Origin of the sequence: Pseudomonas sp. MOIL14HWK12:I2 (assembly GCF_000510745.1) — a bacterium.
GTDB lineage: Bacteria > Pseudomonadota > Gammaproteobacteria > Pseudomonadales > Pseudomonadaceae > Chryseomonas > Chryseomonas oryzihabitans.
In genome coordinates this window covers 303,313-315,212 of sequence record NZ_AZOA01000003.1, presented here as the reverse complement: position 1 = coordinate 315,212, position 11,900 = coordinate 303,313, and the positions used below count along the sequence as shown (strand labels likewise).

General features: G+C 67.8%; 10 protein-coding genes. 5 read left to right on the top strand and 5 right to left on the bottom strand.

Going from position 1 to position 11,900, the window contains the following annotated elements; all coding sequences use genetic code 11:
• Window positions 1-27 precede the first annotated feature (27 nt).
• The 5 genes from PSK12I2_RS0101515 to PSK12I2_RS0101495 form a co-directional block, all read right to left on the bottom strand.
• On the bottom strand, window positions 28-981 hold the full coding sequence (locus PSK12I2_RS0101515) for a FecR domain-containing protein (protein WP_027597032.1): 954 nt from the start codon (window positions 979-981) through the stop codon (window positions 28-30).
• Window positions 978-1,493, bottom strand: a complete 516-nt coding sequence (locus PSK12I2_RS0101510) for a sigma-70 family RNA polymerase sigma factor (RefSeq protein WP_027597031.1) — start codon at window positions 1,491-1,493, stop codon at window positions 978-980. Before PSK12I2_RS0101510 ends, PSK12I2_RS0101515 begins: the two co-directional genes overlap by 4 nt.
• Window positions 1,494-1,706: 213 nt before the next feature.
• Complete coding sequence (locus PSK12I2_RS0101505; protein ID WP_027597030.1) at window positions 1,707-2,900, bottom strand: DUF2252 domain-containing protein; 1,194 nt, start codon at window positions 2,898-2,900, stop codon at window positions 1,707-1,709.
• A 129-nt stretch (window positions 2,901-3,029) separates the two neighbouring features.
• Window positions 3,030-4,661, bottom strand: coding sequence for a methyl-accepting chemotaxis protein (locus tag PSK12I2_RS0101500; protein WP_027597029.1), 1,632 nt, complete (start codon window positions 4,659-4,661; stop codon window positions 3,030-3,032).
• Window positions 4,662-5,010: 349 nt separating this feature from the next.
• Entirely contained in the window at window positions 5,011-6,411 is a 1,401-nt protein-coding gene (locus PSK12I2_RS0101495) for a PLP-dependent aminotransferase family protein (protein WP_027597028.1), read from the bottom strand.
• A gap of 86 nt (window positions 6,412-6,497) precedes the next feature.
• Between PSK12I2_RS0101495 and PSK12I2_RS0101490 the strand changes: the two genes are divergently transcribed.
• The 5 genes from PSK12I2_RS0101490 to PSK12I2_RS0101470 all read left to right on the top strand — a co-directional run bounded on the left by PSK12I2_RS0101490 (window position 6,498) and on the right by PSK12I2_RS0101470 (window position 11,830).
• The gene (locus PSK12I2_RS0101490; protein WP_027597027.1) at window positions 6,498-6,947 is read left to right on the top strand and encodes a GNAT family N-acetyltransferase; all 450 of its coding nucleotides are present in this window, start codon (window positions 6,498-6,500) and stop codon (window positions 6,945-6,947) included.
• Window positions 6,944-7,582 (top strand): FMN-dependent NADH-azoreductase, encoded by a 639-nt coding sequence (locus PSK12I2_RS0101485; RefSeq protein ID WP_027597026.1) that lies wholly within the window; start codon window positions 6,944-6,946, stop codon window positions 7,580-7,582. The genes PSK12I2_RS0101490 and PSK12I2_RS0101485 overlap by 4 nt, the downstream gene beginning before the upstream one ends.
• Before the next feature lie 3 nt (window positions 7,583-7,585).
• Window positions 7,586-8,017, top strand: coding sequence for a carboxymuconolactone decarboxylase family protein (locus tag PSK12I2_RS0101480; protein WP_027597025.1), 432 nt, complete (start codon window positions 7,586-7,588; stop codon window positions 8,015-8,017).
• Between the two features lie 479 nt (window positions 8,018-8,496).
• Complete coding sequence (gene aspT, locus PSK12I2_RS0101475; protein WP_027597024.1) at window positions 8,497-10,194, top strand: aspartate-alanine antiporter; 1,698 nt, start codon at window positions 8,497-8,499, stop codon at window positions 10,192-10,194.
• 16 nt (window positions 10,195-10,210) lie between these two features.
• Entirely contained in the window at window positions 10,211-11,830 is a 1,620-nt protein-coding gene (locus PSK12I2_RS0101470) for a bifunctional aspartate transaminase/aspartate 4-decarboxylase (RefSeq protein WP_027597023.1), read from the top strand.
• Window positions 11,831-11,900: the final 70 nt, after the last annotated feature.

Sequence of the window (11,900 nt, the reverse complement as noted above, 5' to 3'; positions counted from 1 at the left end):
GGACTTTTTTTGCGACGTCGTTGACGTTCAAGGCGCGCCCACCGCCACCCAGTAGCGGGTGCGGCGGGTGATGCGGATCGGCAGGGTGCGTTGCAGCGCCAGCAGGGCCTGGTCGGTGTCGTCCAGTGACAGGGCACCGGACACCCGCAGCCCGGCGACGGCCGGGTCGCAGCGCAGCAGGCCAGGGCGATAACGACCCAGTTCGGCCAGCACCTCGGCCAGCGGGCGGTCGTGGGCGACCAGCATGCCGCGTGTCCAGAGGCTGGCATCCTCGTCCACCGGGGCGCGGCGCCGCACGCCGCGGGCATCGAACCAGGCCTGTTGCCCGGCAGCCAGCCGCACGGCAGCGCCCCGTTGCGGACGCAACTCCACGCCGTGGGCGAAGACCGCGACCTGGCACAACCCCTCTTCCAACCGCACGCTGAAGCGGGTGCCCAGGGCCTCGATCTCGCCCTGCGCCAGGTCGATCACGAAGGGCCGGCGCGGCATGACCGGATCGGCATGGGTGGTCACCAGCACCTCGCCGCGGCGCAGGTGCAGGAGGCGGATGCCTTCGTCGAAGCGTACGTCCAGGGCGGAGTCGCTGTTCAGCACCAATTGGCTGCCGTCGGCAAGCAGCAGGGAGCGCCGCTCGCCGATGGCGGTCGTCAGCTCGGCGCCCAGCGCATCCGGCGGCAGGGTGCGCAGGGCCAGCCAGCCGCTGGGAGCCCCTACCAGCAGGGCGGTGAGCAGGCGCAGGGTGCGCCGCCGGCTGAGGGCGCGGTCACCTGCGCGGCGTAGCGCCTGCTGACTGATATCCAGCGGAACGCTGGCGAAGGTACCCATGACCCGCTCGGCCCGTGCCCAGGCCGCGCGATGGGCCTCGCTCTGCGCCCGCCAGCGCTCGAAGGCCTGGCGCTGCGCCTCGTCGGTGTCGTCGAAGTTCAGCGCCAGTAGCCACTCGGCCGCTTCTTCGAGCAGCTGCGGCGCGGGAGGATTCATGCTTCGCCGGCCACCAGGCAAGCCACCAGGGCGCGCTGGATGTAGCGGCGTACGGTGATCACCGCCAGACCCAGCCGCACGGCGATCTCGGCCAGGGTCAACCGCTGGAATTGCGCCAGTAGAAAGGCCTCCCGTACCGGGCCGGGCAGGCCGTCGAGCATGGCATCGATGCGCAGCAGGGCGTCGACGATCAGCCAGTGCGTCTCTGGCGAAGGCACCTGGGCCTCAGGCAGATGGGCGATGGCTTCGCGATAGGCGCGCTCCACCTCCTGGCGTCGCCAGAGGTCGATCACCAGCCCCTTGGCCACCTGCACCAGATAGCGCCGCGAGTCTTCACGCAGCGGCAGCCGTCCGGAGCTGAGGATGCGCAGATAGGTGTCCTGGGCGATGTCCGCCGCATCTGGCGCGTTGCCCAGCCGCCCGCGCAGCCAGCCGCTGAGCCAGCCGTGATGATCGCGATAGAGCCGATCCAGGGCGACGGTGGGCGAGCCGGAAGACAGGGCAGGGCGCATGGAAGATCCTTGGCGCGAGCGCCGGCCTTAAATGATAAAGCGTCTCATTTTAGTTAAAGGCTGAAGGTCGCACAATGCGTGATTGAGCTGATCGATGAAGCGGGCAGGTGGGCGCTGCCTGCCGCTCCCGGGTTGGACCGGGCAGGTGGGGGGAAGGGGCGAGCGAAAAACGCGGCCCAAGGCGATTAGCCCCAGACCGGTTTCAGGGCGGCCTCAGTCCTGCGCATGCTCCAGCGCATAGGCGCGGCAGTGGGCGAGGTAACCCATTTCGTGGGCGCCTACCAGTTGCACCACGCTGCTCCACAGCCAGGAGGGGGCATCCAGGGTGCGGGTACGATTGCGTTGCAGGTCGCTCATCCACTCGACGCGGGTGGCCAGGTCCATCTGCCGGGCGTGGGCGCGGCCGACCACGCGGGCCAGGTAGGCGGCGGCGCTCATGGCTTCGCGGGCGCTGAGTTCGTCCAGCTCCAGCTTGAGATCCTGGGGCAGCAATTCGCGGATGAAGAAGGAGTGATCCAGCATGCGCACCGCCAGCATGCGATTGCCCAGGGCCGGGGAGAGCTGGCGGGCGCCTTCCACCACGCGCTTGCCGTTGTCGCGGGGCATGGTGGCATGGGCCACGCGCGGAGCGGCGGCGGCCACCGCCTGCTTGACGTCGATCAGGCAGTAGTCCTGGTCGTCGCCGTCGTCCACGCCCAGCAGCACGGCGTAGCGCCGCAGCCCCAGGGAGCTGCAGCCCTTGACCCAGTAGGCGCTGTCCAGCAGTTCGACGCGGCTGTCGTGGCTGCGGCCCTTGAGCGAGGTCACCAGGGCATGGATGCCCGGCGTCTCGCACAGATCGGCGATGGCCTTGCGCTCGTCCTTGCTCAGCTGCCAGAAGTGCTTGCCCAGCGGCAGCTTGGGGCGGGTGTTTTCCATGCGCTCCTTGGCCAGGTGCTTCCAGGTGCGCTGTACCGCGCTGCGCATCCCGGCCTTTACCTGGGCGGGGCGCGGGACCTCGCGCTCGAGATCGTCTTCGAAGGCCACCTCGTAGCCGCGCATCATCTCTTCGAGCATCCGCGCGGTGGTCACCCCCGGCAGGTCGGAGCCGCGCGCCGCCGTGGCCAGCGACAGCGCCAGGCGCACCAGGTCATGGGCTGGATTGCCGACCACGGTCTGATCCAGGTCGCGGATGTTGACGTCGGTGGAGCCGTGCAGATCGCCGGTGGGGCCCAGGTTGCCGGCATGGCAGTCGCCACAGATCCATACCGCCGGCCCATTGGGCAGGTTGCGGCCGGGCTGGCTGTGCAGCCACTCGTAGAACTGCACCGTGCTGCCGCGGACGTAGGCGTGGGCGGAGCGAGCCATTTTCAGATTGCGCAGCTGGTTGAGGCGGGGCAGACGATCGACGGGACGCGGGGTTTTCATGCAGGGCGCAGGCCTTGAGGGAGACGCCTTTGTGACCGTTGCGTTAAGAGAATGTTGCGAGGTGTTTCGGCGAGGCGATCCCGGCCAGGTACCGGGATCGATGGAAAGGCGGTGCGGGGGAGCCTGGCGCTAGCAGCGGAACTGCCCGATCTGGCGATTCAGGTCGTTGGCCAGGGCGTCGAGGGACACTGCGGTCTGCACCGTCTCGCCGATGGCTTCGCTGTTTTGCTGGGCCATCTGCGCCAGGCGCTCCACGGTACGGGCCACGTCGTGGCTGGCGGCGGTCTGCTCGCGCAGGGCCAGGGAGATCTGGTTTACCACCCGCACCACCTTGTCCGAAGAGGTGTTGATACTGACCACCGCTTCACCGGCCTGATTGGCCAGGTCGACCCCACCGTTGACCTGGCGCACGCCCACTTCCATGTCGCTCATGGCGGCCTGGGTCGCTGCCTGGATCTTCTCGATCATGGCGGCGATCTCCTGGGTGGAATTGGTGGTGCGTTGCGCCAGCTGGCGCACCTCGTCGGCCACCACGGCGAAGCCGCGTCCCTGTTCGCCGGCCCGCGCCGCCTCGATGGCGGCATTCAGCGCCAGCAGGTTGGTCTGGTCGGCGATGCCCTTGATCACGCTGACGATGGAGGAGACCCGCTCGGAATGCTCGCCCAGTTCGCCGATGCGGGCGGCCGAGGACTGCACCGTGCCGGCGATGGATCTCATGCTGTCCACCGAGGCCTGGATGGTCTGGCCACCGTCCTGGGCCAGTCGGCCCGACTGGCTGGAGAGGTCGTGGGCTTCCCCGGCGTTGTCGGAAACGTGGTTGATGCTCACGGTCAGCTCTTCCACGGTAGCCGCCATGCTGGAGGCGGCGCTGGACTGTTCCTGGGCAGCGGCGGCCAGCTGCTGGGAATTGGCCGAGATGCTGTGGGAGGCGGCCACCAACTGGTCGGTGCCCTGCTTGATCCCCTGGATCATGCCGCGCAGCTTGTCCTGCATCTGGCCGAAGGCGGCCAGCAGCTGGCCCAGTTCGTCGCGTCCGCCAGTGGGAATCGGCGAATCCAGCTGGCCGGCGGCGATGGTGCGGGCGATGGCGACGGTCTGGGTGAGCCGGCCCACGATGGTACGGGTCAGCGACCAGGCGATGCCCAGCGCCAGCAGGGCGGCGAGGATGCCACCACTGATGAGGATCGCCATGGCCTGCTGCTTGGCGTCGGCCATCGACTGGGTCCGGCCGTCCAGCAAGGCGTTCTCACGGGTCTTGATCTGCGCCAGCAACTCGCGCATGCCATCCATCCTGCCCTTGTCCTGGGCGGTGGCGATGCGGGCGGTCAGGGCATCCAGCGGCTGGGTACCGGCATTGACCTGCCGGCGCAACGCCAGGATCTGCTGGACGGACTCGCTATTCCACTGCTGCTTGGCCTGGCCCAGCTGGGCCAGATCGGCCTGCTGGGCGGGGTTGTCGCGAGTGAGCTGAGTCAGCTCCTGCAACTGCTCGGCGAAGCGCTGCTCACCCCTGTTCAGGGGTTCGAGAAACTCTTCCTTGCCGGTCAGGGCGAAACCGCGCATGCCGGTTTCCATGTTGACCAGCGCCAGCAGGGCCGCGTCCGAATCCTGCAGGACGTGGTAGGAGTGGATGTTCTGCTGAACCGCCAGATTGACCTGGTTGAAGCCCTGCCGGGCCGCCAGGATTAGCGCCAGGATGATGACCAGAATGGCACCGAAGCCGAGTCTGAGTTTGTTCGCGATGGTCAGCTGTTGCAGCATGGGAAGGCCTCACGCGCCAGGTTGTCGACTCACGCCCAGAGGGCAACGTTTTGGGAGTACAGCGAACGAGCGGAGGGAAACGCGACTGATCCGTGTCTTGCGTGGACGGCAGGGAAGCGTGGCTCCTGGTAGTGCAGGTATCGCGGGTGACTCCGCTCGCGCCGCTCCCTGCGGAGTGGGTGCCGAAAAAGGCTTTGTTTCCAATCAAGAGTGGCAGGCTAGAGCCTCCGAGCCTGGTCTTTGAACGGTCACACCTGAAAAAGTTTTATGTGACGCAATAAACATTTTTGCGCTTCGGGGCAGCCCCTGATGACGGGACGGGCGAAGGGCCGAGACGAACAGCGAGCGGTCAGGGCGCCAGCTGAGCCAGCCGCCGTGCCAGGGCTACGGCTTCCGCCGCGCTGACGACATTGGTGAAGCCCAGCAGCAGGCCCTGGGCACTGGGCGTCTCCAGATACCAGCGAGACAGGGCCTGGACCGCCAGGCCGTCGGCCTGGGCGGCCTCCGCCCAGCGGCGATCGTCGCCCTGGGTCAGGCGTGCCAGCAGGTGCAGGCCGCCGGCCTGCAGGTCGATCCGCATTGCGTCGCCCAGTGCGCTCGTCAGCGCCTCGGCCAGCCACAGGCGGCGCTGTCGGTAGAGGGTGCGCATGCGATTGAGATGGCGGGCGAAATGCCCTTCTTCGAGAAAGCTCGCCACCGTGCCCTGCAGCAGCAGGGGCGCGTGGTTGTGCAACCGATCGGCACTGCGACCGAAGGCGGCGACCTGGGCGGGCGGCACCACCAGGTAGGCGAGGCGCAGGCCGGGAAACAGCACCTTGCTGAAGGTACCGGTGTAGAGCACCCGTCCTCCGTCATCCAGACTCTTGAGCGCGGGCAGCGGCTTGCCCTGATAGCGGTATTCGCTGTCGTAGTCGTCCTCGATGATCCAGGCGTTCTGCCGCCCCGCCCAGTCCAGCAGTGCCAGCCGCCGGGGCAGGGCGAGAGACACGCCCAGCGGGCTCTGGTGACTGGGGGTGACCAGAGCGCAACGGGCGGTCGGTGCCCGGGCGAGGCCGGCGGCGACATCCAGTCCCGCTGCGTCCACGGGAACCGGCACCAGTTCCAGGCCGGCGTCCTGCAATGCCCGGCGGGCGATGAAATAGCCGGGCTCCTCGAACCAGCAGGCAGCACCCGGCGCCAGCAGCGTCTGCACGATCAGATCCAGGCAGGCGCGATAGCCCGCGCAGACGAACACCTGCTCCGGACGACAGGCGATCCCGCGGGACAGGCCGAGGTAGGTGGCGAGGGCGGCGCGCAAGCCGGCGTGACCCCGGGCATCGGGATAGACCAGACCCTCCAGTCCCTGGCTGCGCAGTTGCCGCGCGGCCAGGCGCGTCCAGAGCTTGCGCGGGAAGGCGTCCAGCGCCGGCAGACCCAGCTGCAGCGGCAACGGCGCGCCGCCGGCATGGGTTGCCGAGGCCGTCGGCGAGGAGGGTACGGCCGCTGGTGGAGCGGTCGGGCGACTCCACTGTGGCGAGACGATGGTCCCGGCCGGACCGCGCGGCAGTAGAAAGCCTTCGGCGATCAGCTGCTGGTAGGCCATTTCCACCGTGCCCCGGGCCACGTTCAACTCCGCCGCCAGGGCGCGCACCGCCGGGACCCGGTCACCGGGCCGCAGCTGGCCCTCGTCCAGCGCCTGGCGAAAGCGCTGGTAGAGCTGGCGATAGAGCGGCAGGGCAAGGCGGCTGTCGAGGGCGCCGTTCAGGGTCATGGCCTGGTCGTTTTTAGCTTTCTTGGCTCTATAGCCTAGGCCATTGGCTGCCTAGAGTGGCGGCATCTTTCCTGGAGACTCTCACCATGGCCCTGACCTTCCAGCCACTGCTGCCCGATCATCCCCTGTGCCAGGCCAGTCTGCCGCTGATGCATGTTCTGCGCCCCCATCTCGCCGACGCCGAGCGCTACCAGGCGCAACTTCAGCGCCAGGCGGCCCAGGGTTATCGGCTGCTGGCCGCCCTGGAGGAGGGCGAGGTGGTCGGCCTGGCCGGTTACCGCGAACTGGAAAATCTGCTCTACGGTCGTTTCCTCTATGTGGACGATCTGGTGGTGGCGCCGGCTCGCCAGCGCGATGGCCTGGGGGCCCGCCTGCTGGCAGCGGTCCGTAGCGAGGCCCTGGAGCGCGGCTGCTCCCATCTGATCCTGGATACCGGGCTGCATATGCCCCTGGCCCAACGCTTCTATTTCCGTCAGGGCCTGCTCGCCCGTGGCCTGCATTTCGCCGAGCGCCTGAGCGGAGAGGTGCCGGCATGAAGACCGTCCTCTACCTCAACGCCAGCCCGCGCCCGGCCGCCTCCCACGGGCATCGGCTGGCCGGCGAACTCCTGGCTGCCCTGCGCCAGGGCTATCCCCGCCTGCAGGTACTGGAGCGGGATCTGGCTACCGCGCCGCTGCCACCGCTGAGCGCCGACTATGCCGAGGCCCTGACCCGGCGGACGCCCCCGGAGGCGCCGGTATTCGCCCTGTCCGAAACCCTCATCGGCGAGCTGGAGGCCAGTGACCTGCTGCTGATCAATACGCCGTTGCACAACTTCACCCTGCCGGCGGCGCTCAAGCTGTGGCTGGACTTCGTGCTGCGCATCGGCCGTACCTTCGAGTCCACCGCCGATGGCAAGCGCGGCCTGCTGACCGACCGGCCGGTCTATCTGCTGGTCAGTTCGGGCGGTCATCACCGCGGGCCACGCGCACGGCAGCCGGATTTCCTGACCTCCTACGTGCGCCATGCCCTGGGCACGCTCGGGCTGTTCGACCTGCACTTCAGCTATCTGGAGGGCCTGGTCGGCGACCCGGCTGAGGTGGCCGACACCCTGGCGAGCGCCCGTGAACAACTCTCGCGCGAGGTGCCCTTCCGCCATCTCGCCCACCCTGTGACCACGACCCTGGAGTAAGCCATGAGCCAACTACGACTGCCGTTTTCCACCCTCTCGCCCGCCGCCTATCAGGGTCTGATCGCCACGGGCCAGGCCCTGGCGCAGAGCGCCCTCGGCCTAAAGCTGGTGGAGCTGATCTACCTGCGCATCTCCCAGATCAACGGCTGCGCCTTCTGCCTGGGCAAGCACGCCGAGACCCTGCGTGGGCAGGGCGTCAGCCAGGCCAAGCTGGATCGCCTGGCCGGCTGGCGCATCAGCGAGCTGTTCGACGCCCGCGAGCGCGCGGCTCTGGAATGGGCCGAGACCCTGACCGCCGTCGCCGAGAAGGGCGCGCCCGATGCGGCTTACGAACCGCTCAAGGCGCAGTTCAGCGACGCGGAAATCGCCGACCTGACCTTTGCCGTGGCCTTGATGAACGCCTTCAACCGGCTGGCGGTGGGCATGAAGCTCTAGCCGGTGACGCGGCCAAGGGCAGCGGCCGGGGCGAAAGGATCAGCCGAAACCCGGACGAACCGCGCCGAAGTACCCGATGAATGGCGGGCACAGGTGCCAGGTGAGTTCCACCCGAAGAACGCCAGGCGCTGGCGCGCTCGACCTTCCTGGCAGGCCAGTGTCGGCGGGCTGCCGGTGGCCTGCCGAGCCCCGCCATGGGGAGCGGATTTCACGCCCGCGAAGTCTGTCTTCGCGGCGCTGATTCGCGGTGGCTGCGCTTTTGACAGCTCTAGAATGCTGTGCTTAGGTTCTTTGGGTCCCGCAGACATAGGTCTTCATATGACAAGACTATAGTCGGCGGGGCGCCCTCGCTGTCGGGAGTTTCCTGCAGGGCAAGGTGGCGTAGCAGGTGGAGCCGTGGCTCGCCGGGCCGTTCGAAGGCCAGCCCGGACCCCCTTCACTTCGTTCCGCTCTCGAATCCCTGGTCGAAGGCGGCTCCCATGGAATACCTGCGGCAGATCTTGAATCAGGCACCGGAACTGGCCCTGTTCCTGTCCCTGGCCATCGGTTACTGGGTCGGCAGCATCCAGTTCGGCAAGTTCCAGCTGGGTGGGGTTGCCGGCTCGCTGCTGGTGGCGGTGGTCATCAGCCAGATCGGCATCAGCATCGACAACGGCATCAAGTCGGTGCTCTTCGCGCTGTTCATCTACGCCGTAGGCTTCGAGAGCGGACCGCAGTTCTTTCGCTCCCTGGGTCGGCAATCGTTGCGCGAGATCGTCCTGGCCGCGGTGATGGCGCTCAGCGGCCTGCTGACCGTCATCGCCTGCGCCCGCCTGTTCGGCCTCGACAAGGGCATCGCCGCGGGGATCGCCGCCGGCTCCATGACCCAGTCCGCCATCATCGGCACCGCCAGCGCCGCCATCGCCAAGCTCGACTTGCCGCTGGAGCAGATCCAGGCACTGCAGGGCAACGTCGCCGTGGGCTATGCGGTGACCTACATCTTCGGCTCCTTTGGCGCCATCATCCTCTGCGTCAATGTGCTGCCCTGGTTCATGCGGCGCAGCATCCGCGACGATGCGACCCAGGCCGAGGCCGAGTTGCTGGCCGGGGCTAAGGTCTATGGCCCGGGGGAGTTGCCCGCCATCCCGCCGCTGGTGGGACGGCTCTATCGCATCGACCAGGCGGCCGGCCAGACCGTGGCACAGCTGGAGGTCAGCGACCAGGGCGATCCCCAGGCGGCCCTCACCATCGAGCGCATCAAGCGCAGCGGCGCTCTGGTTGGGGTGACCCCGACGACGGTGTTGGAAGCCGGCGACGTGGTGCTGGTGGTGGGGCGGCGCGCCGGAGTGGTGGCCATCGCCGCGCGCCTGGGCGCCGAGTTGCAGTCCTCGCCCGACATGGACGTGGTGGTGGTGCAGCGCGACGTCAGCCTCGACAACCCGACCTTCGTCGGTCGCCGCGTGGCCGAGATCCGCCAGGCCGCCAGCCAGGCCCTGCGCCACGGCGTCTACGTGGTTGGCGTGAAACGCGCCGGGCGGCCCCTGGCGCTGGAGCCCGATACCGTCATCGAGGCAGGCGACCTGGTCACCCTCTATGGCACCCCGGACGACATTCAGAGAGTCGCCCAGCAGGTCGGCTCCATCATCGTTCCCAGCGACAAGACCGACTTCGTCTTCCATGGCTTCGGTCTGGCCGTCGGGCTGCTCATCGGCCTGGTCGTGATCCGCCTGGGCGCCATCCCCCTGACCCTGGGCAGCGGCGGCGGGGCGCTGATCGCCGGCCTGGTCTTTGGCTGGTATCGCAGTCGCCACCTGACCCGCGGCAACCTGCCGTTGCCGGCCTCGACCCTGTTGCGCGACCTTGGCCTGGCCGGCTTCGTGGCGGTGGTGGGACTGCAGTCCGGACGCCAGGCGGTGGAGACCATCGCCACCCAGGGCCTCTCCATCTTCCTCATCGGGGTGATGGTCTGCGTGGTGCCCATCGTCATCACCATCCTGGTCGGTCGCTATGTGCTGCGCTACCGCAACCTGGCGCTGTTCGCTGGGGCCGTCGCCGGAGCGCGCAGTGCCAACCCCGCCTTCGGCGAGGTGCTGGACAAGGCCGGCAACTCGATCCCCACGGTGCCCTTCGCGGTCACCTACGCCCTGGCCAACGTGTTTCTCACCCTGCTCGGGCCACTGGTCGTGGCCTTCGCCTAACCGAAGGAAACAAGTCATGAGCGAAGTTCAAGACGATTACGCCCAGTACGCCAAACTGAGTCCGTTCGAACTCAAGGACGAACTGATCAAGCTCGCCTCGGGCAGCGAGAACCGCCTGATGCTCAACGCCGGTCGCGGCAATCCCAACTTCCTGGCCACCCTGCCGCGGCGGGCCTTCTTTCGCCTCGGCCTGTTCGCCACCAGCGAGGCGGAACTGTCCTATTCCTACATGCCTCACGGGGTCGGCGGCCTGCCGCAGATCGATGGCATCGAGGCGCGCTTCGAGCGCTATACCGCCGAACACCGCGACCAGCCCGGCGTGCTGTTCCTGGCCAAGAGCCTGAGCTATGTGCGCGACCAGCTGGGCCTGTCGGCCTCGGCCTTTCTCCACGAGATGGTGGAAGGCATCCTCGGCGCCAACTACCCGGTGCCGCCGCGCATGCTCAAGATCTCCGAGCAGGTGGTCAGCCACTACATCGTCAAGGAGATGATCGGCGGCTACGTGCCCGCCGGCTCGGTCGACCTCTTCGCCGTGGAGGGTGGCACGGCCGCCATGACCTACATCTTCCATTCGCTGCAGCAGAACGGCCTGGTCAAGCGGGGCGACAAGGTGGCCATCGGCATGCCGGCCTTCACCCCCTACATCGAGATCCCGGAGCTGGAAGAATTCGGGCTGGAGCAGGTGCACATCCACGCCGATCCCCAGGCGAACTGGCAGTATCCGGACAGCGAACTCGACAAGCTGCGCGATCCGACGATCAAGATCTTCTTCTGCATCAACCCCAGCAATCCGGCCTCGGTGAAGATGGATGACCGCAGCCTGGCCACCGTCGCCCGCCTCGTCGCCGAGGCGCGTCCAGACCTCTTCATCCTCACCGACGATGTCTACGGCACCTTCGCCGACGACTTCCGTTCGCTGTTCGCCACCTGCCCGCGCAACACCCTGCTGGTGTATTCCTTCTCCAAGTATTTCGGTGCCACCGGCTGGCGCCTGGGGGTGATAGGCGCGCACAAGGACAGCATCTTCGACCAGGCCCTGGCCGAACTGCCCGAGGCGACCAAGGCCTCCCTGGATCGCCGCTATGGCAGCCTGCTGCCGGACGTGCGCGGCCTCAAATTCCTCGATCGGCTCGTCGCCGACAGCCGCACCGTGGCGCTCAACCACACGGCCGGGCTCTCCACGCCGCAGCAGGTGCAGATGGTGCTGTTCGCCCTGTTCGCCCTGATGGACGAAAGCGACGGCTACAAGACCGAGCTGAAAAAGCTGGTGCGGCGCCGTGAAGCCGCCCTCTATCGCGAACTGGGCGTCGCCCCGGAGAACGATCCCAACGCCGTCGACTATTACACCCTGCTGGATCTGGAAGACCTGGCGCGCAAGCTCCATGGCGACGCCTTCGCCACCTGGGTGAAGGCCAAATTCAGCAGTGGCGACCTGCTGTTCCGCATCGCCAGGGAGACCAGCATCGTGCTCCTCCCCGGCAAGGGCTTCGGCACCCAGCAACCGGCTGCCCGGGTGTCCCTCGCCAACCTCAACGAATACGAGTACGCCAACATCGGCCGCTCGTTGCGGGCCATGGCGGAGCAGTATTTCGCCGAATTCGAGGGGGAGGAGGGAGGCGCCCAGCCGAAGCCCTGAGTGGACTCGTGCCTGATCACCCGCGGGGCCAGGCGCGGGCTATACTGAGCCTCCCGACACGACCCCTCAG